Raw genomic sequence first — 20961 nt, 5'->3', positions numbered from 1 at the left:
CTGACACCCTTTGTAACAAACTGAACAATTTACTTTATGGACTATGCCTTTGCTCAGTTTTTGGGCGGTTCATAGGGATCAGGTGTTCCTGGTGGAATTGGAGGGTACTCCTGAAATGTCGCAAGGTGTTCCTGCAGTTGTGGTAGTGCCTGTTCCACCGCCCACGTATGCGGAAAAAGCACGCTTTCGCGCTCATGCGGATCATTCAGAAGGTTATACACCCTGGGGGTATCGTAGGACTCGGTTGCGCCGAATGCTGTTGTGTTTTCTTTGAACAGGACCTTCCAATCCTTCCATTTGACACCGAATATCTGCTCGCCCATGTAGACGATCACGCCTTCTCGGTTGGAATTCGGCTGGGCCCCAAGAAAGAACTCAGATTGGTCAATGCCATCAAAGGCCCGGTCTTCCGGCACCTTGCCGCCTGCAAATGCTGCAAGCGTAGGAAACAGATCCATCGAATGGACGACATCGTTACTAGCTGAACCAGCAGGAATCTTCCCGGGCCACTTGATAGCGAAGGGAACGCGCATGCTTCCTTCGAGGCTTGTAAAAAGAGTACCGCGCCACGGTCCTGCGGTACCGTGTACTGCTGGGACAGGCGAGACGTTGGCATTTCCAACCGGAAGCGCTTCGGGGCCGTTGTCAGCAGTAAAAATAACCACCGTGTCGTCGGCGATGTCCGCCGCCTCAAGCGCATCAACTATACGTCCGATATAGGAGTCTGTCTGGCGAAGAATATCTGCCCAAACCCCGTTTCCAGTTGCTCCTTCGAACTCTTCGGAAACGATGTTTGGATAGTGGGTCTGCGTATAAGCAAGATAAATGAAAAACGGCGCGTCTGCCTCGCTCTTGGCTTCGATGAAATCGATGGCTTTCTTTGTCAGGTCGCCGTCAATTTCGCCGCGATAGTCCAGATCATAGTCGCGTGCTACTGTCGCTGGTTCGCCCGCAACGCCCTGCATCACAACAGGCTCTTCCATGTTTGCTTCGGCAAAGCCCGGTAGCGATCGCCAGACTGTGACATCAGTGGTCTCAACACCGTAAAACTCGTCGAAGCCCTGGTTCGTCGGAAAGCGTCCTTCGGTCCAGCCGAGGTGCCACTTGCCAAACATGGCGGTACTATACCCCGCATCCTTGAGCATCTCAGCCATCGTTATCTCCCATTGAGTCAAGCCGTAGACGCCGCCTCCCAGTGGGACTGTATGATTACCGCTGCGGATGCCGTAACGCACCGTCATAGTTGCCGCGCGGGAGGGAGTACACTGGCTTTCCACGTTGAAGTTCGTAAGCCTCAGTCCTTCAGCCGCCAGCGCATCCATTTCAGGAGTGGCTGTGCCACGGATTATGCCGCCGCCGTTGAACCCCGGTTCACCCCAGCCAAAATTATCCAAAAAAATAAAGACGATATTGGGCCTGTCCTGAGCCAAAACAGCAGTGCCCAGATGAAGAGACAGAAACAGTGAAAATATTCGCAAAAACCACTTCATGACGACGCCCCCAAAACACACAACAACCCTGAGACTGACGAATAAGGTGACTGACCGTCAAGAATGAACTTCCGGTTTAGGTCCGATACGGTCATTCACCGTCGTTTCCCGGGTAAAGTTTGACGCATCATCACCAGCTCAACTTGTCCAACTTCCACAAGAATTTGACTAGGCGCCAAAAGAAATGAAGTGGCGGGTCGCCAATTTCAGACTCACAAAACCGGCAAATAGGGCCGCCCTCTCTAAACAACACTCGAGGTTACGATGCTATCTCGTCAAAAATTCCTACTATCGCGGTTCAATCAGATTGTACCAGACGCAACCGCAACCCTCGTCCGGCAAAGCCGCAACGGCAATGTGGTCCCGCGCCAAGCGCTGAAGGTGTTATTTGGTTTCCTTACCGCAGGGTTGGTCACGTTTGTTCTGTCCCCGTTCATCTCAGCATTTGCTGGCTTTGTTTCGAGTGACCTGACTTCCTACGCGGAATCGTTCCTCGCTCTTTTCACCGGACTTGGCGTATTCTGGGTCACAGCAGCGATCGTGCTTAAAGGGTCGACGCCTCGCGCGTGGTTTGGACGGGGACTTATCTGTATTGGAACCGCGCTTATAACGACACCGATCGGGCTGTCGGTCCTGTTCGCAATATACTTGCAAGACTGGATATCAGTCATATCCGGGACCGCTATTCAAAATGCAGGTACAACTGTGGCATCACTGTTTGGCGGTGTCGTCGTCGCGAATGCCCTCGCCTTGGGACTGGTCTTAGGATGTGTGTCAATGCTGTTTGGGCGATTGCTGGTGCAAGAGCACACTGAATCACCTGTCCGATACTGCAAACCCCAGTCATTCGCCTTATCCGATAAAGGATCGGCACGTGGGCTTTCATTGGAGCAGTCACAATGAACCTGGCCATCAATAACCATTTTCACAGTAATGAATCAGAGCCTTTAACCATGGACCCAATTCGCATCCTTATCGTTGCACCGGACGAAGCGCGTTCAGCAATTCAAGAGCTTGCAACACAGCTTGTAGGAGCTGAGATAGTTGGTGTTGCCTACAATCTAAGAACGGCAAAACAGATATTGGATCGCACGCAACCCGATTTGCTTCTGGCCGACGTAATGCTTCAAGGACTGCGTAGTATTGACGTAATTTCATATGCTTCTGCGACATTGCCAGATCTCAAGATCCTGGCGCTTAGCCCAAGCGACCCACCTCATGATCGCATTATCCTCGCCATTCAAGCCGGCGCACTTGGATATATTTGCCGTGCCGCTGGAGGCGATGAAATGCAAAGTGCAATAAACGAAGTGCTTGAAGGAAACTATTACCTGCCAACTGACACAACTATCGACGTTCTCAAGGACGCAGCTCCCGAGCTTGCCGCTTCTGCAAAGGAACGACTGAGCTTCATGTTTCAGGCCTTGCTCGGGTTCATTCCCGCAGCAGGTCTAATCGCGGCAGTCACAGGTTTTTTGTGGCGCGAGTATTGGGGTCAAATTGGCGTTCGCGTGGTTGATATAGGCGTTGATGCAAGTACGCGAGTCACCGAATTCGTACTAACTTTTCTGGTGCTTCTGGGAATTCTCGGCCCACTTCACTTTGTTGATAATTGGCGAGAAGCATTGAAGTCATGGGCAAACCGTCGCCCGCGACTTCGAAAGATAACCAAAGACTTTAAACCAGTGAAAATTGGAAAAACCACGATTGGAGAGATCGCGGCAAATGAAAAAGTTCAATGGCTAGCGGTGGCTGCGATCGTTCTGTCGGTCACGATTCCATTGGATTTCTCAGGTGGCAGAATTCTGACAATTATAATTGGCGCGGTGGTTGCGCTGGTGATGCTCGCAAATTTGTTCTCGTTGGAGGACTATCTGCCAGATCTGTTGCGCCCATCCAAACAACAAATAGGGAAAGCGTTGGTAATCGATGGTATGTTATTCTTGGTCCTGTTGCTTGTATTGAGCGCCGAAGTTTTCCTTTTGGGGCCCGACCTTCGCGAGGACGGATTGCATGGGTTTCTTGCACCCAAGGTTCTTGACCTTTCTGCCCGGCCGGTAACACTCATAGACCTGAATGAAAAATTCGAACCCATGCAAGCTCTTTACCTTGGTGGCAACGCAGATCTGTATGTTCTCTATGACCCCTGCGAAAAAGTTGTTCGAATGATCCCGGTTGGTTCTTCGCGGGTGGAACATATCCCTCAGGTCCAGTGCTAGTTCGCGTAGATGATCATATGCTTGGGTTCGAAATAATAACTCGGAACCTCTAATTCCAACATTGCGGTTGAAGCATAGCTTGTGAGGCAGACCGTCGGATCGAGCGACGATCGGACTGACTATTTGACACGCTGCGGCAATCCCGGATTATAGGTGAATGTCGAAAGTACAGCGCCCTCCGAAACCTCAACCTCGCCCCTACCTTCCAAGCTCCGAACGCTATGACCAAATGGTCTATCGCCGTTGTGGACAATCTGGCCTCAGATTACCCGCGGTCAGCCTCGGGCTTTGGCACAACTTCGGTGGAGACACGCCGCATGAGTTAAAGCGCGATTTGTGCCGGACTGCATTTGATCTTGGGATCACACATTTTGATTTGGCCAACAACTATGGCCCACCGCCGGGATCCGCCGAAGAAGCTTTTGGTGAAATCCTGAAGACCGACTTCGCAGGCTATCGAGACGAACTTATTGTGTCCACAAAGGCGGGATATGAAATGTGGCCGGGCCCTTACGGCGAGTGGGGCTCGCGAAAGTATCTTGTGGCGTCGTGTGACCAATCGCTCAAGCGTATGGGCCTCGATTATGCAGACATTTTTTATTCCCACCGATTTGACCCGGAAACCCCTTTAGAGGAAACCATGGGAGCCCTGGATTACATCGTGCGGTCAGGGCGGGCGCTTTATGTCGGTATCTCAAGTTACAATTCCGTTCGAACACGCGAAGCACTTGCAATTCTGGAAGAACTCGGAACGCCGTGCCTGATCCATCAACCATCTTACAACCTTCTCAATCGGTGGGTCGAGCATGACGGGCTTTTAGACACATTGAAGGAAAGGGGCGTGGGATCGATTGCATTTACGCCTTTGGCGCAGGGAATATTGACGTCGAAGTATTTAAAAAGCATTCCGGCTGGCAGCCGGGCCACACAGGGCAAATCCCTTTTGGACGGAATGATCAACGATCGATCTTTGGCGAGCGTTAAGGCGCTAAACGAAATAGCACAAGCACGCGGACAATCTTTGGCTCAGATGGCGATTGCTTGGGTTCTTCGAGGTGGTCAGGTGACAAGTGCACTGATTGGAGCATCACGGCCCGAGCAAATCGCGGATTGCGTTGGCGCAGTCCACAATTTGGACTTCACCGAAGAAGAACTCTCCATGATTGACGAAGTCAGTTCGGAAGAGGAAATTAATCTATGGGCCCGATCCTCTGAAACTGAATAGATATTAACAAGTAGACACCGTGAAATCCCGTATTTGAGACACAGCACCGCTTGAGATTTTGCTGCGGTTTCCAAGCTAACCCAAACTCGCTTTACCGTACTAAACTCTGGCTGAGCGGTTACAATTCTTTTCTGAAGAAATGATTCAAGGTTTAATTGGCCTGCATAGCCACAACGAACCTATTGGCCGAATAGCTGATCCGATTCAGGAAAAGATCGAAACGAAATTAGCGTTTAGGCTACTTTTGACTCGAATTTGAAGGGATGTGGAACAATGACTACACCGGAAGACAGATTAAGGGAAATCGGTCTCGAATTACCCGCGCCCACCAAGGTACCTGACGGGCTGCATCTCCCCTTCTCGTTCGTGAACATAAGGGCCGAGAGAGTTCTTTTTTCTGGGCACCCCAAAAATGCGAAGGACGGAAGTATCGCCGGACCGTTCGGATTGCTGGGTAGCGATCTGTCGACAGAACAAGGGTACTTGGAGGCTCGGGAGGTCGCGCTCACGGTTCTGTCGAACATAAAGGCCGAGATCCGTGATCTTTCCCGAATTGTCGGTTGGTCCCGCGTGTTCGGGATGGTGGCCTCTGCACCCGGCTATACCGAGCAACATCTCGTCGTGAACGGATTTAGCGACTTGGTCGTCGATGTATTCGGTTCAACCGTAGGTCGGCATGCGCGATCCGCCATCGGGGTTCCTTCGCTGCCTCTTGGTTTTGCGATGGAGATTGAGGGCGAGTTATTGATCTCTCCCTGACTTTCGCCGGTCAAAATGACAGCCCGTATCTCCAACCGCTCATGATGAGGCTAGCGAAGTTGTCCGGATTGGGGTTGAAAAATAGACTTCCGTTGCCAACAACGAACTTGCAAGCGATTGTTTCGTAACACTCACAAGTCTTCTTTTAGGAACTCGTGGGGCGGCACGCTGAACCGACAACCCCCACTTAAGCCAGTTTAAAAGCTAGTACCTTCTCAAATCTGAAGCGTGCCGCCCACATCGTCAGAATGACATTGTGGCAAAAATGTGTCCACAGTACACTTAGAAACATACTGTTCGCCATGTGGAAACCAGCGGCAGTTTTGAGGATACTCTTCTTGGGTGTGACGAAGCTTTTCGACCGCCTCGCTGCAAGCAGATGGCTAATTCCAGCTTGGGCGAAAGTTATCCGCACCTAAGCTGACAATCCGCGAAGTTTGAACGTAATCAGGGTTTGTTCAGCCAAAGGGGTCTTCGTCACGGACTTATCAAATGAACCGCACTATCCGTATTGCAAAATCCGGAGAACGCTTCCGGAGAATACAAAATTGCCAAGCTAACCTTTGCCGGCAAGCAACTGAACCGCCAAGGTCGCGATCGTTCGGGCGAACTTGGCGGAACCGTCGGTACATTAGTCGATAGTAATGTCACCTGTGATCGTATTCGCAAACTTTCCGGTGTCCGGATCCGTCAGGGAAGAGAATGTACCGCCGCCACTGGCGCTGGTCCACTTTCCCGAACCACCGGAAACCGACCAATTACCCGTCAAAGCCCCGTCGGCCCCCAAGCCTGTTGCTTCCCAGGCCATGACCGCTTTTTCACCGGAAGCGGTGTCGAAGACGCAGTTGCCCCCACCGGAAACTTCAGTCCCCATAATTTCGACTGCACCGAAGCAAGGGCCGCTGGCTCCCTCAAGTGGATGTCCGGGCTCAACCTCGAACATTTCGTAACTTCCACTGGTGCGCATTACCATGTGTCCATCGGCGATAGGCATCGGTTCGTTTGAGCTGGTGCCTATTCCGACCGCGCCGCTGCTGAACGTTTCGGCATAAGCTGGACTGATCGACACAATTGCCGCAATGACGAGAAAACGCATAACAAATACCTCCCTAAACGGTCCGCCTTAAGCCAATGAAGTGAGGCGGATAGGACAGTTTAGCACAGGCAAGGCTTAATCCCTAAAAACGACCACTCACCTAAAGTCCGGGCGCGATCGGAAGTCCCAATTAGTCTGCATAGCGATCGCTTGTTAGAGCGAAATAATCATTATTGGGTCAGCCGTTGTTCGTCACCCAGCATATTCAGATCAGTCAATGACTCTGATCTGATCTTGGTCGCCTCAAAAAGAAGAAAAGTAGCAATAATTAGCTCTAGCCCATCCTCCAACGTCGCCAGAGCAGGCTCGATGAATGGATGCGCAGTGTTACTGGCGTTTTCAAATACCGCATGCAAGAAATCGAGCCCCACTCCGACCGCGCCAAGCGCTATTACGAAACAGGTAAATTGAAAGATCGCTTTGCGAAGTTCCCCTGACGCACGACGGAACGCAAACCAAAGGGAGCCGAAGACAGGAATAGCGATACATACTGCTGCAAATAATTCACCGACGTCATCGGCCTCGACGCCAGCGAATTGAGGAAACACGTTCAGCCCTGCAACAATGTCGCCAATAGCCTCATGAATCTCCAGAGCATCATCCAGAAACAGAAGGCTGATGGCCAGCGCGACCCATCTGGCTGGCCCCTTCGTCCGCCAAAGTACAAAGCTTGCCAGACCCAGCTTTAAGATCATCCAAAGACCGGCAAAGCTTGCTTCATCGGTGAGGTCGGCCATCGATGGGATACCGGTCCGATATCCTGCAAGCACAGCAGCGGCGAAAAACACGTGAGTACCAATAAGCACGCCATCAGCGATTAACGAGCGATACAGTGTGGTCATAATCAAGACAACCTCGATGGCTGCGTTGACCTAACTTACCACAGTGTCATAAAATTTTCACCTAAATGTTACAATCGCCTTCAAAGCCAAATTATGCGAAATGCATAAAGAGATGGTTAGACTTCGCCTAACGGAACACCGAACGCAGTAATTTACACACACGAATATGCACTAATGATCTAGTTGCCTTCGTTTTCACTCACGTTGGCTGCCGCTCGGCCCAACCTGCAAAGATTTTCTCAAGCGCTACAACTACGTAATAAAGAACGATGCCCATAAAAGCGAGAGCTATGAGAACGGCAAACATCAAAGGATAATCTGAATTCGTTTTACCGCTGTCGAAGAGGGCTCCAAGACCACGTCCGTGCGGCGACACTATCTCCATAAGATTCGTGCCGATGAACGCCAGCGTTACCGCCACTTTGAGCGCTCCAAAGAACTCTGGCAAAGTCTTTGGAAGCGCAATCTTCCAAAAGACCGTTGCCTGACTAGCCCCAAGAGAGCGCAAGATATCGCGATACTCGGGCTCCAGCGTGGACAAGCCTATCGAAACCGAGACGGCGATCGGGAAGAACGAGATCATGAAGGCGATCAGAATTGTGTTGAAGTCATGTGCGCCCACGAAAAGAAGCGCCACAATTGGCACTACCGTCGCCTTCGGAATGGCATTAAAGCCGACCAGGAGTGGATAGAGCGCGTCGCGCATAGTTCGTGAAAAGCCCATAACCATGCCAACAAAAATACCGAAAGCAACAGCGATCAAAAGCCCGACAACTGTACGCCAAAGCGTCTGCCAACCCATGACAAGGAAAAGTTCCCAATACCGCGAATAAGCAGCTGGCAGATCCGAGGGAGCCGCCATGATGTAGTTTGGCCACCCATTGACCCAGACCAAAAGCTCCCAAAGCGCCAGAAAGACGACCATTGCAATTACCGGGACGGCGATTTTGCGGAGTGTCATGCCCCGACCTCTTCAGAGGGTGCACGACCCTGTGCGATCTCGATCTGATGCCGTAGGATATTGAGCCTGTCAGCAGCTTCAGGCGTGTACAAATCATCAAGCTCAGGTGGGCCATTGCGTGGGATGTTCATTACGTATTGTGTCTTTGCAGGACGGCCTGAAAGCACCACGACTTGATCAGCAAGAAAGATCGACTCGCGCAGGTCATGTGTAATCAGGACGCCAGTAAAGGGTTCTTCCGCTTTGAGTGAATGCATCGTCTGCCAGAGATCTTCGCGTGTAAAAGCATCCAAAGCGCCAAAGGGCTCATCCAAAATCAGAACTTCGGGCTTGTGGATTAGAGAGCGGCAGAGCGAGGCCCGCTGGCGCATGCCTCCCGAAAGCTCCGACGGACGTTTGTCTTCGAAGCCCTTCAACCCAACAAGGTCGAGAAGGTGCAATGCCCTTTGTTCCTGCTCGGTTTTCGACATTTTTGTGGGGACGATTTCAAGGGGTAACATAACGTTTTTCAGGATCGTCCGCCATTCCAGAAGCACTGGGTTTTGAAATGCCATACCCACGGTGGAACGGGGGGACTGCACGCGCTCTCCGTGGAGCCAAACTTCGCCTCTGTCCGGTTTCATGAGGCCGGCAATCAGGCGGGTGAGGGTAGACTTCCCACAGCCGGAGGGCCCGACTACGGCGACGAAGCCGCCCTCGGGTACAGACACGTTCAGGCCATCTAGGACCGGAAGCGGGCCCGCGTCCGTCGCATAGGCGTGATGAACGTCTGTAATGTGGATAAGTGGTTTTGTCATGAGAATTGATTGCGCGGTCCGCTGAGCGGACCGCGCCCGTAAAACTTACTTCAAAGCAAATCCACCTTCAGGGAGATAGGCGTCAGTGAAGTATAGCGATGCATCAGGTGTGTTCTGAAACTCATAAGTCTCGCCCAGCTGTTCGATTGCCTTCTTCATACGGGCGGCGTCGATTCCGCCCATCCCGTTTGCTTTAACGTAATCGGTCGCAACGTTCTGTTCGATCGCCATCTGAAGACGCTCTTGCTCTAACCCCTTATCGGCCGCAGGGTTCCGCTGCACCAGTGAATCAATGCCTGCGGCCGGGTCGTCGATAACGTCTTGCCAGCCGGCTGCTACCGCGCGCAGGAAGCCACGAACCTGTTCGCTGTTCTCGGCAGCCCAGTCGGTGTTCACCAAGATAGCGTTGCCATAAAGCTCAAGCCCATGGTCAGCCATCAGGATATTCGAGATATCGTCATCGGCAACACCCAGACGTTTCAGGTTCACGACCGACGAGAAAGAGAAGCCTGTAATTGCGTCGACATTTCCTTCGGCAAGCATTGGCTCTCGGGTTGGAAAGCCGACGGGTTCCACCGTCACGGAAGAGGGATCAATGCCTGTTTCCTGGGCAAACACGGGAAATTGCGCCCACGCGCCATCTGGTGGAGGAGCTCCAAGAACCCTACCTTCAAGGTCCTTCGGTTCCGAGACGCCCAGACTTTTTCGTCCAACGATTGCGAATGGCGGCTTGTCATAGATCATCATTACAGCGGTTACAGGCGCACCGGGGTTTTGATCCAAAAACTTGATGACCGAGTTTATGTCACCAAAACCCATCGGGAAGGCACCAGTGGCGATTTTTGGGATTGTCTGAACAGAACCCGAGCCCGCCTCAATGTTAACCGAAAGGTTTTCTTCAGCGAAGTGACCGTTGTCTATAGCTGCGAAATAAGCGGCCGAGGGTCCCTCGAATTTCCAGTCCAAGGCGAAAGGTACTTCTGTCTGGGCATTTACGACGGTTGCAGCAAAAAAACCGCTCGCGATGACAATAGCGCGGTGAAACATAGGGCAGCATCCTCCTGTTGGTGGTGTTTGGATTAAACGAACACCTTCTCGCATCGAAGGCTCAAATACACTAGTACGCACGCGCTTACCATGGCTTAGGCATCGAGCATTGTTCCAGAAATGGGCAAGAAGACATTGGATTGCCTGCCGTTTGAGCGGCAGAGAGTAAGCTTCATCTTCTGACATAGGCATCAGAGCGCAGAGTAAAGTGTCAGTCGACATTACCAACAATGTATTCGTGGCTCTTTATGGTCCAATTAAGTGAAACGCCGCGCATGGTGAATACCAACGATCAGGACTTCAACTACTTTGGCAACGATTAAGGGCCTGTTTTTGATCCAACTCAATCCTGTCAGATTTCGGCGGTGATAAATCCAGTCCGTGAAATGAGAAAGGATTTTAAGTTGGCCACGACATCATACCCAGAACTGACGAATGCGATTTCAACGCAAGTCGGTCAATTGCGAAAGAACATTCCCAACACAATGAAGGGCTTTTCTGCGATGGCGCAGGGTGCAACATCTGATGGCTCCCTGGATGAAAAAACCAAGGAACTGGTTGCAATGGGGATCGCAATTGCTTTGCGTTGCGACGGGTGCATCGGTTTTCACACTAAAAGCCTCATCCGTCTTGGTGCCTCTCGCCAAGAATTTGAAGAACTTCTGGGCGTCGCAATCTATATGGGAGGCGGTCCATCCCTTATGTATGCGGCGCAAGCGCTGGACGCTTGGGAACAGTTTGGAGGCCTGAGGAAATAGACAGATCGTTCGTTAGTCAACGCCAAAGTGCCAGGTTTTGGGACTTCAAATGCGTCCGGTCGGTTCACCCAATAAGCGCAATGGGTAGTCGGTTTGTTGGATGCGCGACCCTTAGGTTAAATCAAAATCATGCGCGTTTGCAGTGCGTTAGATGATATTCTCCTGAAAGTCGCTGTGAAGGAATCGAACCGAAACTCGAAATTTCTGAATCTTTCTTCAAAGTCCGCTTTGGCAAAACTGGGAGGATAGCACCTTGTCCGCAATTCCGCTAGAAAGGCCAATCAAACCCCGTTGCCTTTTCAGACACGTCCCACAGCTTCGTCATGACAACCTTGTCATAGGCGTAAGGTTCCAGAGTGCCCTTACCCACAGGGCCGACAAATTCCATGCGGCCCGTGGGACCGTAAAGAGCGCGCTCTTCCAAACCGTCTTCGGTCGCGCACATAACTTCCGGATAGGCACCTTTTTCGGCGGTTTGAACCATTGGCGACTTGGTCATCAGCCACCAAATAACCCGCGTTAAAAACCCACCGCTGGTGCTGATCAATGATGTCACGGAAGATCCTGGTTGACAAACATAGACCTCCACAGACTTGTTCGCGGCCTTAAGACGATCTTGCAGTTCATAGGCGAACATCATTTGCGCTAACTTGCTTTGGCTGTAGGCGGAATTAGCGCTGTAGTTCTGGTTCCAGTTCAAGTCGTCAAACTTTATTGTCTGCAGACCCATCTTATATCCAAGGCTTGCGACGACCACGATCCTGCCCCGAGATTCTTCTATACGCTCGAACAGCATGCCGCACAGTACAAAATGGCCGTAGTGGTTGGTTCCAAGCTGGCTTTCGAACCCGTCTTTGGTGAACTGCTGTTTCGGCACCTGAGCAATGGCCGCATTGCAGATTAACGCATCGACTCGGGGAACGGTCTTCAGCACTTCTTTTGCCGCTTCGCGTACGCTTGCCAAGTCTGCAAGGTCCATTCGGATAAAGCGCACATCGGCCTCTTCGCCGAACTCCTGTTTAAGCTCCTTAATAGCGGCGGTCGATTTCTCTTCGTTGCGATTCAGCATTACGACCTTCGCGCCTTTGGACAGCAGAATTCGCGAAGCCTGGAAACCCGTACCAGCATTGGAGCCGGTGATGATAAAGGTCTCGCCTGCAAGCGATCCCAATCGCTCCTTGGTCCAGCCGTCAGGTCCGAAATGGGTGTCTTTCAATATCTTATCCTTTCAGCAGAAGCTGATGGCCGCAATTGCGTGTTTTACGCTTAGAGAAAGAAATTAAATCTCAGGGGCCACCAAAAACAGGGCAGATCGTCGCGAATACTTGCCTGATTGTCTCAGGGTGGTTGCTGGGACCAAACTCGCAGCACTAGATTGTTCAAATGAGCAAACAAAAGATCAAACGCCTCATTGAAAGACTGATACCTGAGGACGGTCTAACAGAAACAGGAGTGAAAGGTGTAAAGCTGTTCCGGGCCAGCACCCCGGTCCCTTGCGCCCCAGCGATCTATGAGCCTTGCGTGATTGCCATAGTGAATGGAGCCAAGGAAGCTGTTCTGGATGGCGAACGACATGTCTACGACGATAGTCAGTATCTGTGCTGCCCGATGTCTATTCCAGTGCAAGCGGGGACGCCAGCCGCATCGCCGGACAACCCACTTTACGGCTCTTACATACCCCTGGATCAACGCATTATGACCGAACTGACGATGGAGATGGACAATGCCGGAGGCAGCATTCCGATCGCGAAGGGAAACCTGCCAACACGGGCAGTCAGGTTTGCGAACTGGGACGACATGTTTTCAGATGCGCTGTTCCGGCTACTTCAACTGGGACAGAACGAAGTGGACGCCGCGGTTTTAGGGGACGCGCGGCTGCGAGAACTATATTATGCTATTCTGCTAGGCGACGCCGGAGTTTTCGCAAGGCAGGCTTTCGGTGCTGGCAATGCCATAGCACGATCCATTACGCATGTGGCATCGAACATCGACTCAGCGATCTCGATAGACGATTTGGCGGCTCGCGCGGGAATGAGCCGGGCCGTGTTCCATCGGAAATTCAAACAAGTCACGACAATGTCCCCTATCCAATTTGTTAAGTCCATGCGCCTCAACAATGCAGCGATGAAGATTGCCGGAGGCATGACCGTGAACGAAGCTGCAATGAGTGTCGGCTACGTAAGTCCCTCTCAGTTCAGCCGAGAGTTTAAACGTGCGTACGGGCAGTCTCCCAAACAGTGGAGCAACGCCCAACAACTCCCCTTGGGGGTTGCGTAACGCCTGCATCGACTGGTCCGATTTAACAAAATGCGGATTTCATGCGATACAAAATGTCCAGCGGTCTTGTCCCCGGCGCATTCATTCAAAGGCTACCCTTGCACGGCATGTTCTAGCGATGTCAACACCCGGCCAAACCGCTCCTTCTTCCCCAAGTTGCAAGTAGACTGTTGAGTAGTTTGTGCAGGAAGTGGGTACCGGGATCCTTCAATCGGCCTTAAATTGTGGGAACATTTGGATAATTCGCTCGGCGGCAAGAGAGTTAGTGGCCGCCGACCAATGGCAGTTGTCTCCGAAATCTTCGACATTGGTTTTGTCGCTGAAGTCAATGCAATTCAATCCCAGTTCCGAGCAATCAGTTTTTGTACGGCTGAGCACCCAATCTCCGTACGCACCATCCTGCGGATGAGCGCAATGCGGAATCAACAGAACAACCAAAGACGCCCCTTCAGCAGCAACCGAGTCACGCAGTTCCGAAAGCACCGCGCGGCTGAGGTCTCGACGTTGCTCGAGCATTTGAACCGGATAACCCGAGGCTTTATCCAAGAACTTTCTCAAAGACCATTGAATTAGGGTCGGCAATCGCCACAAACTGACGCCTTCAACAAGATCATCGCAATTGCCCACTGCAAACGCCTCAAGACTACCATCCGGCAAAAGATCATATCCCGGTTTGGGCAAACCGCGAATTCGATGAGCGTTGCGGTGAAAATTGTCCGAAAAATAACCTAAAACAACGAGATCCGGTTTAAATGCGCGCGCCTCGCTCTCCCAATACATCAAGGCTTGATCTACAGCAAACCCGTTCACGCCAAAATTTAAGACGCGACGCCCGGTCAACTCCTGAAGGCGCGACGAATAGGTCGCACTGTCCGGCAAACCCAGACCATAAGTAAATGAATCCCCAATTGCCACTATCGGTCTGGAAGCGGGGAATAAGACGCGCCCAGTCGAATTGCGGTAACCGTTCTCGTCATGCGAGGTTGCACCATTCGAGTACCCGCGTCGCATCCGCCACCCAAGATTCTTGTCGATTTCGAGATCTCCATGCTCGGGCGCAGAGCAACCTTCAGTCTTTCGCAAAGCTCGCCAGTAATCTGCCTCCCAGCCGTAACGGAACGTTTCCGCTCCGAACGATAACCGCAACAGACCTTCGGCGATGGCTGTTGCAAAGCAGACACTTATCAAGACGAGAGCAAGGTTCTTAGCAAAATTTCGCATTTGGAATTCCCTTGTTAGGGCAGCACTTCAAATTCTTTCCGGGCCAATACACAATTGAGGCTCGATCACCATTTTAAGTAAATTTCGAAATATGGCCATTAGGAACAGAGGGATAGGTAGAGTGATCAGACTGAAGATACGGGGGATAGTGTTTTGCACTGAGTGATCAGTTACCATTCTTAATGTTTGCCACAATCAGTTTCGCACAAAACTATGACCAGGTCCCATTGGGCGGGTGAGTTATCGATCCCGATGCTTTTGCGTCTTTGGATGCTTCCATCACGCACCGTTCAGTAATGATCTCGCCTTTGACCCGGTATTTTGGTCTTCCTTTGACGAGACCGGCGCAGTTCGAAGTTACGAAAGTGAAGACTGTATTTCGGGATGTGCGCCGGCATTGTCGTATTTGGTCCTGCAGCCCGGGAAAATCTGGCTAAATTTTAGAACGCAAACCGACCTGCTGATGGCGTGCAGACAGTCCTTGTGAATGGAATTCGAGTCATAAATGCAGGCAGTCTGGTGATTGGCGCCAGCTCGGGAAAACCATTCCGCCGAAGTCTCGAATAAGGAGACGCCCGCCCTGACGACAAACCATTCCACCATTGCTGGAATATCATGAACTGTATCTGAGTATTTTTGAGCAGGTCGCCGTCATGCATGCATTGGTTTGCAAGATACGCTTGTAAAGGGCACAGTGGTTTTGATGTCGGCACAATGGTCACGTGAACGACTATTGTCATACCACTGTCGTGCAAGACATCCACAAATCGCGTCGCCCAACACTCTTGAAAGGTGTCAGATGTCCTTTTCCAACCTCAGTGCAATTTCTCGTCGTAAGTTTCTCGTAACAACCAGCGCCAGCGCCGCTGCGATCTCGTTACATCCTTTTTCCGCGTCAGCAGCCAACAATCAGGCTCATTTAAGGATCATGGAGACAACGGATATCCATGTGCACGTTTTCCCGTACGACTACTACGCGGATAAACCGCGTGACACAGTGGGCCTTTCGCGAACAGCCTCAATCATCAATGAAATTCGCGCGGAGGCGACGAATTCCTTGCTAGTCGACAACGGAGACTTTTTGCAGGGTAATCCTATGGGCGATTATATTGCCTACGAGCGCGGCATGAAAGAAGGCGACAGCCACCCAATTATCAACGCATTCAACACCGTGGGGTATGACGCTGCAACGCTGGGCAACCACGAATTCAACTATGGGCTGGATTTCTTGGATAAATCTTTGGCCGGAGCCGACTTCCCCGTTGTTCTGGCAAATATTGTAAAGGAAAAGGGTGGAAATCCCCGCGACGACAAAACGCTTGTTAAACCTTACGCCATACTAGATCGGGAAATCGAAATGGGTGACGGGGCCAGACATCCGATCAAGATCGGCGTGATCGGGTTTACCCCTCCGCAGGTCATGAACTGGGATCGCAAGCATCTTGAAAGCAACGTTCAAGCCCGTGACATTATCGAAACGGCACAGGCCTACATGCCCGAGATGAAGGAGCAAGGCTGCGACCTGGTCATTGCCTTGTCTCATTCGGGAATTGGTGCCGCTGAACATTCTGATGGAATGGAGAATGCATCGGTTGTTTTGGCCGGTGTTGACGGGATTGATGCGTTGGTAACTGGCCACAACCACCTTGTATTTCCGTCAGAGACATTTGCCGATCGTCCCGGTATTGATGTCGAAAAGGGAACCCTCATGGGCAAACCTGCTGTAATGGGTGGATTTTGGGGTTCGCACCTTGGTCTTTTAGACCTGCTGCTTGAGCGCGACGGGAATGAATGGCGCGTCGTTACAACAACTTCAGAGGCACGCCCGATCTCGAAGCGCAATGAGGATCGTTCAATCACCCCCTTGGTCGGTGATGATCAAAACGTGCTGAATTCGGTAGCCGACGATCACGATCAAACGCTGGCATATGTCCGGCGGGCGGTCGGAAAGACGTCGGCCCCGTTGCATAGTTACTTTGCGCTTGTCGCAGATGACCCCTCTGTCCAAATCGTGTCGATCGCACAAAAATGGTACGTTGAGCAGATGCTTAAAGGGACAGAACATGAGGGGCTACCCATTTTGTCAGCCGCAGCGCCGTTCAAAGCAGGTGGCCGCGGTGGACCAGATTACTATACTGATGTTCCGGTGGGTGACGTCGCAATAAAAAATGTGGCGGACCTCTATCTGTACCCGAATACAGTGCGGGCAGTTCGCATAAACGGGGCGCAGGTTCGCGGTTGGTTGGAACGTTCGGCAGGTATGTTCAATCAGGTTGAACCGGGCTCGAAAGACGCCATTCTGCTCAACCCGTCTTTTCCGTCATACAACTTTGATGTGATGGACGGCGTTACTTATCAGATCGACTTGTCGCAACCATCCCGCTTTGGACCAAAAGGTGAAGAGGCAAACCCCGAGGCTGCTCGGATCGTGAACCTGCAGTTTAACGGAACGCCAGTTACAGACGATATGGAGTTCATCATTGCGACCAATAATTATCGTGCTTCAGGGGGGGGCTCTTTCCCAGGTGCGAAAGGCGACACAATCGTCTTTGAAGCCCCAGACACAAATCGAGATGTGATTGTCCGCTATATTGTCGAAAAAGGCACGATAGACCCCAAGGCAGATGCCAACTGGTCATTCGCCCCGATTGAAGACACCACGGTCCTGTTTGAAACCGGACCAAAGGCGCGCGATTACATAAATGACGTCAAAGGTGTCTCAATCGAAGATGCCGGTGACGGTGCCGATGGCTTCGCTGCATTCCGTATCAAGCTGTAGCTACTCCAGGACAAACTCCCGTCGTTGACGGCTAATTTAAATACGGCAATTAAAGTCGGCAGCTTTCATTGAACTCACCAACTTGGTTCATAAAGCTGTCGATATTCATGTTTGTGAGTCTTTAAAAATTACGTATTTGATAAATTCATTTAAATAAATCCATTCAATTTATTGTCAAAATTAATTACCAAGCAAAAAAGGTACGTTAAAAACATTAAACCCAGACATAAGCGTCAAACGCGTTGAATCTTTTCAAATTCCTTTATTCGATCAATTAAATTAGTAGAATAGAGGAATTAGGACAGAGATTACGGGTTTTCTAGTTATGATTCAGGAGAATAATTTATGTCTGAGTATTCTGATGCTCAATCACGCTGGATAGGTACATGGCAAAACCAAAAGGGTTCTGTCATGAGAATTCGGGGCGTCGTAACAGAGAAAACTGGTACGCCTGACGATACCGAGCATTTTCGGATAACCGGGACTTATCAAACGGCAAAGGGCAGCATTCCCTTTAATGTCAAAAGCCCGCTCAGCGGGTATGTAACGCTGGATCAAATCACATTTAGTGTAAGTTTCAGGTACTTTGCCGGAGACAGGGACATTCACTCGCTTACAGCATGGGCGGGACAAATTTTACCTAACCCAGACAACCCGGCCAGAGAATCTTTGCAGACGCTTTGGAATTTGGTGCCCAATCTTGCAGACGGAGAACATGAGGACCAGTATGGGTGGGTAATTGCCTGGTCGGGAACCGACCGTTTCACGCGACTAAGCAGCGACCCTGATCACATTGTTGTTGAGCCGAGTTGACCAGACAATTATTGCAAACGTCCGAGCTAATCCATGGGCTGGATAGGGTTTGAGAAACTTGAAACGGAACCGATCCAGCGTTTTAATGAAGTGTTGGATCGCATTTCCCGAGCCAACCTTCGGCCACTTGATTTGTTGCCAGCTAAGCGGCTGCTCAATTCATCAAGTCCAATATGTGAATAATGCTGCCACTCTCTTCGTGAACTCACGAGCCATGTCTACTGGAGAAGGCGACGAGTCTCACACGATAACTGACTTTATGCCCGATATCGTTGTCACGTTTAGGTCCAGAAAGATTGCTATCTTGTTCAAAATAATCACAGCGCATAAGCAATATAAAGAATGCGATAGCCGAAACAGCGCCTCAGCTCCCTGGATGAAAACGTGGCGATAATTTACCATTTCGGCCAATGGAAGTGCGTCTTAGTGCATTCAAATCAGTTGCACGATTCGGTTATTGAGAAACATGGTGCCCGGGGGCGGAATCGAACCACCGACACGAGGATTTTCAGTCCACTGCTCTACCCCTGAGCTACCCGGGCACCGGAACGGCTTCCGCCGTTGGGTGGAGGCGTTCTATGACTTGGCACTGGCAGTGTCCAGAGGCTTTTTCACATTTTTTCAATGTGGCTTGGGTACCCCAGGCACGTTGGCCTCAACGTCTGCTTCCATGTCCTCTTCGCGCTGCGAAGGAACAGCGTAGGACCCGTTTAGCCATTTTGCCAAATCTATGTCCGCACAGCGTTTTGAACAAAATGGGCGGAACTTTTTCAATGTGTCCTCTCCACAGATCGGGCAACTCATTTCAGCGTCTCCGAAACTGGTACGCGACCACGTTTTCGCTGCAATTCAAAATGACCAAGAGGTGTCCACCCGGCAAGGATCGTTTCCTCGGGATCGGATTTAAACGCCTTGCGCAATGCGGCCTCAAAGCCTCGGCGATCTTTTTTTGGCATAGGTGCAAGATCCAAAGTAACCTGACCACCCAAACCCCGAACTCGCAGTGCGCGAGGCAAGGTTTTGGCGCATGCAAAATTGGCTTTCGTGCCTGCGGCCAGCGAAGTGTCACGGCCTGTGTTCACGTCAATCGCGACCAAAGCCCGTGTGGGTTGGATAAAGAGCGAACCGCCGCCCGGCAATGGTTCAAAAACGCCCAAAGCAGCGTCCAAGGCGTCCAGAACCCCATATGCTTCGAAACCTCCAGGTCGCGTCACGACTTCGGCCGGATCAGTCCAATCGCGCCAAGCCAATATATGTGGGTCGTCGCCATCGCTGAGTGTTTCACATTCACTTCCGATGTCAGACATGACTTGCTCAGCCTGCGCGCGCATGGCTGAAATGTCTTCCGCAATCTCTTCTGGATCAGATGTCAGGCAGCAAGAACGAAGGATCAAACCGTAGGGGCTGTCCGCCATCTGAGTATGTGCGATTTCCAACAATTGGTCGCGAAGCTCTTCATCTTGAATGCGGCGCGAGATGTTCAAACCTGGCGCATCTGGCGTCACTATCGCATATCGGCTTTTGAACAAAAGGCGGTTGGTAACCGGGATTGCCTTTCCTGGCTCTGCATACCCCGTGACCTGCACGAGGATGTGGGAGCCCGGTGCCAGTCCTTTGACCTGACGCAGAAAAACTGAACCGTCAGGTGTCGTCAGGAACATGCCGCCCTGCCCTTTCACAGGTCGGTCTGCCCGCGCACGATAGATTGTACCGACGGGCGGAGCGTCCGCAGCGATCAGAAAGTCCTCCAGAACGCCATCCACCATCAAAGCGGCGGCTTTGCGTCCTTGAATCTCGTCCAGAACGATTGTGCGACCCTTCATGGCGCCTCTCGGTACAACGGATATCCAACACCTTGCAACAACGCAGCGGTTTCAGCCAGAGGCAGCCCAACGATGCCGGTGAAAGATCCGGAAATCCATGGAATGAGTGCCCCAGCTGGCCCCTGAATCGCATAGGCACCTGCCTTGCCCTTCCAGTCGCCAGTCGCGAGATAGGCATTAATCTCTTTATCCGAAAGGCGTTTGACTTTTACTTGGCTGATCACATCCCTTTGCAAAACCTTATCGCCGCGCCGCACAGCAACTGAGGTGATCACCCTGTGCCGACGCCCAGACAAAGAATGCAGAAATTCCGCGGCTTTCCCGGCATCTTCTGGCTTTCCCAAAATGCGGCGACCCAAAGCAACAGTAGTGTCCGCGCAAAGGGTTATGTCATCATGGTCTGCGGGGACAGCAGTGACTTTGGCCCGAGTAATTCGGTGGCAATAGCGAACAGGTAATTCCCCTTTCATCGGCGTTTCATCAATGTCGGGCGCAACGATGATATCGGGTATTACACCAAGCTGAGACAGCAGGTCCAGCCGCCGTGGGCTGCCCGATCCAAGAATGAACGCCATTGAAAACTGCGTTACTTAAAGCGGTAGTTGATCCGACCCTTAGTCAGATCATAGGGGGTCATCTCGACCTGTACTTTGTCACCAGCCAGAACTCGGATGCGGTTTTTGCGCATCTTACCTGCTGTATGTGCGATAATCTCATGGCCGTTTTCCAGCTCGACCCGAAACGTCGCATTAGGCAGGAGTTCCTTCACGACACCGGGAAATTCGAGCGTATCTTCCTTGGCCATGTTATCTCCATCATTACGTTGCACCCGCAGAATCTGCGGAGGTGTGCGC

At 51.5% G+C, this 20961-nt stretch carries 20 protein-coding genes and 1 tRNA gene; 8 read left to right on the top strand and 13 right to left on the bottom strand.

Going from position 1 to position 20961, the window contains the following annotated elements:
• Positions 1 to 53 precede the first annotated feature (53 nt).
• Positions 54 to 1490: an arylsulfatase gene (locus GOV45_RS10920; protein ID WP_170477290.1), complete on the bottom strand. Its 1437-nt coding sequence runs from the start codon at positions 1488 to 1490 to the stop codon at positions 54 to 56.
• Positions 1491 to 1754: 264 nt separating this feature from the next.
• On the opposite strand from GOV45_RS10920, the gene GOV45_RS10915 reads away from it, so the two are divergent.
• The 4 genes from GOV45_RS10915 to GOV45_RS10900 all read left to right on the top strand — a co-directional run bounded on the left by GOV45_RS10915 (position 1755) and on the right by GOV45_RS10900 (position 5693).
• Positions 1755 to 2393: a hypothetical protein gene (locus tag GOV45_RS10915; protein WP_170477287.1), complete on the top strand. Its 639-nt coding sequence runs from the start codon at positions 1755 to 1757 to the stop codon at positions 2391 to 2393.
• A complete protein-coding gene (locus GOV45_RS10910) occupies positions 2390 to 3709 on the top strand; it encodes a response regulator (protein ID WP_170477284.1) in 1320 nt (439 codons plus the stop codon). The genes GOV45_RS10915 and GOV45_RS10910 overlap by 4 nt, the downstream gene beginning before the upstream one ends.
• A 157-nt stretch (positions 3710 to 3866) precedes the next feature.
• Positions 3867 to 4934 carry an L-glyceraldehyde 3-phosphate reductase gene (gene mgrA / locus GOV45_RS10905; RefSeq protein ID WP_170477280.1) on the top strand — a complete coding sequence of 356 codons (1068 nt, stop codon included), beginning with the start codon at positions 3867 to 3869 and terminating at the stop codon, positions 4932 to 4934.
• 273 nt (positions 4935 to 5207) lie between these two features.
• Positions 5208 to 5693, top strand: a complete 486-nt coding sequence (locus GOV45_RS10900) for a RidA family protein (RefSeq protein ID WP_170477277.1) — start codon at positions 5208 to 5210, stop codon at positions 5691 to 5693.
• A 631-nt stretch (positions 5694 to 6324) separates the two neighbouring features.
• Here the strand turns inward: GOV45_RS10900 and GOV45_RS10895 are convergent.
• The 5 genes from GOV45_RS10895 to GOV45_RS10875 all read right to left on the bottom strand — a co-directional run bounded on the left by GOV45_RS10895 (position 6325) and on the right by GOV45_RS10875 (position 10436).
• Positions 6325 to 6789 (bottom strand): hypothetical protein, encoded by a 465-nt coding sequence (locus tag GOV45_RS10895; protein WP_170477274.1) that lies wholly within the window; start codon positions 6787 to 6789, stop codon positions 6325 to 6327.
• A gap of 170 nt (positions 6790 to 6959) precedes the next feature.
• Positions 6960 to 7631 (bottom strand): hypothetical protein, encoded by a 672-nt coding sequence (locus GOV45_RS10890; RefSeq protein WP_170477272.1) that lies wholly within the window; start codon positions 7629 to 7631, stop codon positions 6960 to 6962.
• A gap of 199 nt (positions 7632 to 7830) precedes the next feature.
• On the bottom strand, positions 7831 to 8592 hold the full coding sequence (locus GOV45_RS10885; protein ID WP_170477268.1) for an ABC transporter permease: 762 nt from the start codon (positions 8590 to 8592) through the stop codon (positions 7831 to 7833).
• A complete protein-coding gene (locus GOV45_RS10880) occupies positions 8589 to 9389 on the bottom strand; it encodes an ABC transporter ATP-binding protein (protein ID WP_170477265.1) in 801 nt (266 codons plus the stop codon). Before GOV45_RS10880 ends, GOV45_RS10885 begins: the two co-directional genes overlap by 4 nt.
• 45 nt (positions 9390 to 9434) lie before the next feature.
• Complete coding sequence (locus GOV45_RS10875; RefSeq protein WP_170478091.1) at positions 9435 to 10436, bottom strand: ABC transporter substrate-binding protein; 1002 nt, start codon at positions 10434 to 10436, stop codon at positions 9435 to 9437.
• A gap of 386 nt (positions 10437 to 10822) precedes the next feature.
• Here GOV45_RS10875 and GOV45_RS10870 point away from each other — a divergent pair, with 386 nt between their 5' ends.
• Complete coding sequence (locus tag GOV45_RS10870; RefSeq protein WP_170477263.1) at positions 10823 to 11194, top strand: carboxymuconolactone decarboxylase family protein; 372 nt, start codon at positions 10823 to 10825, stop codon at positions 11192 to 11194.
• Positions 11195 to 11462: 268 nt separating this feature from the next.
• Here GOV45_RS10870 and GOV45_RS10865 read toward each other — a convergent pair whose 3' ends face one another.
• Positions 11463 to 12410 carry an SDR family oxidoreductase gene (locus GOV45_RS10865; protein WP_170477261.1) on the bottom strand — a complete coding sequence of 316 codons (948 nt, stop codon included), beginning with the start codon at positions 12408 to 12410 and terminating at the stop codon, positions 11463 to 11465.
• A 167-nt stretch (positions 12411 to 12577) separates the two neighbouring features.
• On the opposite strand from GOV45_RS10865, the gene GOV45_RS10860 reads away from it, so the two are divergent.
• Complete coding sequence (locus GOV45_RS10860; RefSeq protein WP_170477258.1) at positions 12578 to 13471, top strand: AraC family transcriptional regulator; 894 nt, start codon at positions 12578 to 12580, stop codon at positions 13469 to 13471.
• 207 nt (positions 13472 to 13678) lie between these two features.
• Here GOV45_RS10860 and GOV45_RS10855 read toward each other — a convergent pair whose 3' ends face one another.
• Positions 13679 to 14692 carry an SGNH/GDSL hydrolase family protein gene (locus GOV45_RS10855; protein ID WP_170477256.1) on the bottom strand — a complete coding sequence of 338 codons (1014 nt, stop codon included), beginning with the start codon at positions 14690 to 14692 and terminating at the stop codon, positions 13679 to 13681.
• A 799-nt stretch (positions 14693 to 15491) separates the two neighbouring features.
• Between GOV45_RS10855 and GOV45_RS10850 the strand changes: the two genes are divergently transcribed.
• Complete coding sequence (locus GOV45_RS10850) at positions 15492 to 17471, top strand: bifunctional 2',3'-cyclic-nucleotide 2'-phosphodiesterase/3'-nucleotidase (RefSeq protein WP_170477253.1); 1980 nt, start codon at positions 15492 to 15494, stop codon at positions 17469 to 17471.
• Between the two features lie 345 nt (positions 17472 to 17816).
• Complete coding sequence (locus GOV45_RS10845) at positions 17817 to 18284, top strand: avidin/streptavidin family protein (RefSeq protein WP_170477250.1); 468 nt, start codon at positions 17817 to 17819, stop codon at positions 18282 to 18284.
• A gap of 467 nt (positions 18285 to 18751) precedes the next feature.
• Here GOV45_RS10845 and GOV45_RS10840 read toward each other — a convergent pair.
• The 5 genes from GOV45_RS10840 to infA form a co-directional block, all read right to left on the bottom strand.
• Positions 18752 to 18826: transfer RNA gene (locus GOV45_RS10840), tRNA-Phe, on the bottom strand.
• Between the two features lie 79 nt (positions 18827 to 18905).
• Complete coding sequence (locus GOV45_RS10835; protein ID WP_170477247.1) at positions 18906 to 19088, bottom strand: DNA gyrase inhibitor YacG; 183 nt, start codon at positions 19086 to 19088, stop codon at positions 18906 to 18908.
• Positions 19085 to 20107: a ribonuclease E/G gene (locus GOV45_RS10830; protein ID WP_170477244.1), complete on the bottom strand. Its 1023-nt coding sequence runs from the start codon at positions 20105 to 20107 to the stop codon at positions 19085 to 19087. The genes GOV45_RS10835 and GOV45_RS10830 overlap by 4 nt, the downstream gene beginning before the upstream one ends.
• Positions 20104 to 20682 carry a Maf family protein gene (locus GOV45_RS10825; protein WP_170477242.1) on the bottom strand — a complete coding sequence of 193 codons (579 nt, stop codon included), beginning with the start codon at positions 20680 to 20682 and terminating at the stop codon, positions 20104 to 20106. Before GOV45_RS10825 ends, GOV45_RS10830 begins: the two co-directional genes overlap by 4 nt.
• 11 nt (positions 20683 to 20693) lie before the next feature.
• On the bottom strand, positions 20694 to 20912 hold the full coding sequence (infA, locus tag GOV45_RS10820) for a translation initiation factor IF-1 (RefSeq protein WP_005978431.1): 219 nt from the start codon (positions 20910 to 20912) through the stop codon (positions 20694 to 20696).
• Positions 20913 to 20961: the final 49 nt, after the last annotated feature.

This window comes from Ruegeria arenilitoris, assembly GCF_013035425.1.
In the GTDB taxonomy this organism is placed as follows: domain Bacteria; phylum Pseudomonadota; class Alphaproteobacteria; order Rhodobacterales; family Rhodobacteraceae; genus Ruegeria; species Ruegeria arenilitoris_A.
Note: the sequence above shows the minus strand (reverse complement) of the source record. Positions and strands in the feature narration are given on the sequence as shown.

Coding starts and splice junctions, on each gene's coding strand:
- GOV45_RS10920 (WP_170477290.1), bottom strand. CDS start 1,490: ATGAAGTGGTTTTTGCGAATATTTTCACTGTTTCTGTCTCTTCATCTG.
- GOV45_RS10915 (WP_170477287.1), top strand. CDS start 1,755: ATGCTATCTCGTCAAAAATTCCTACTATCGCGGTTCAATCAGATTGTA.
- GOV45_RS10910 (WP_170477284.1), top strand. CDS start 2,390: ATGAACCTGGCCATCAATAACCATTTTCACAGTAATGAATCAGAGCCT.
- mgrA (WP_170477280.1), top strand. CDS start 3,867: ATGTCGAAAGTACAGCGCCCTCCGAAACCTCAACCTCGCCCCTACCTT.
- GOV45_RS10900 (WP_170477277.1), top strand. CDS start 5,208: ATGACTACACCGGAAGACAGATTAAGGGAAATCGGTCTCGAATTACCC.
- GOV45_RS10895 (WP_170477274.1), bottom strand. CDS start 6,789: ATGCGTTTTCTCGTCATTGCGGCAATTGTGTCGATCAGTCCAGCTTAT.
- GOV45_RS10890 (WP_170477272.1), bottom strand. CDS start 7,631: ATGACCACACTGTATCGCTCGTTAATCGCTGATGGCGTGCTTATTGGT.
- GOV45_RS10885 (WP_170477268.1), bottom strand. CDS start 8,592: ATGACACTCCGCAAAATCGCCGTCCCGGTAATTGCAATGGTCGTCTTT.
- GOV45_RS10880 (WP_170477265.1), bottom strand. CDS start 9,389: ATGACAAAACCACTTATCCACATTACAGACGTTCATCACGCCTATGCG.
- GOV45_RS10875 (WP_170478091.1), bottom strand. CDS start 10,436: ATGTTTCACCGCGCTATTGTCATCGCGAGCGGTTTTTTTGCTGCAACC.
- GOV45_RS10870 (WP_170477263.1), top strand. CDS start 10,823: ATGAGAAAGGATTTTAAGTTGGCCACGACATCATACCCAGAACTGACG.
- GOV45_RS10860 (WP_170477258.1), top strand. CDS start 12,578: ATGAGCAAACAAAAGATCAAACGCCTCATTGAAAGACTGATACCTGAG.
- GOV45_RS10855 (WP_170477256.1), bottom strand. CDS start 14,692: ATGCGAAATTTTGCTAAGAACCTTGCTCTCGTCTTGATAAGTGTCTGC.
- GOV45_RS10850 (WP_170477253.1), top strand. CDS start 15,492: ATGTCCTTTTCCAACCTCAGTGCAATTTCTCGTCGTAAGTTTCTCGTA.
- GOV45_RS10845 (WP_170477250.1), top strand. CDS start 17,817: ATGTCTGAGTATTCTGATGCTCAATCACGCTGGATAGGTACATGGCAA.
- GOV45_RS10835 (WP_170477247.1), bottom strand. CDS start 19,088: ATGAGTTGCCCGATCTGTGGAGAGGACACATTGAAAAAGTTCCGCCCA.
- GOV45_RS10830 (WP_170477244.1), bottom strand. CDS start 20,107: ATGAAGGGTCGCACAATCGTTCTGGACGAGATTCAAGGACGCAAAGCC.
- GOV45_RS10825 (WP_170477242.1), bottom strand. CDS start 20,682: ATGGCGTTCATTCTTGGATCGGGCAGCCCACGGCGGCTGGACCTGCTG.
- infA (WP_005978431.1), bottom strand. CDS start 20,912: ATGGCCAAGGAAGATACGCTCGAATTTCCCGGTGTCGTGAAGGAACTC.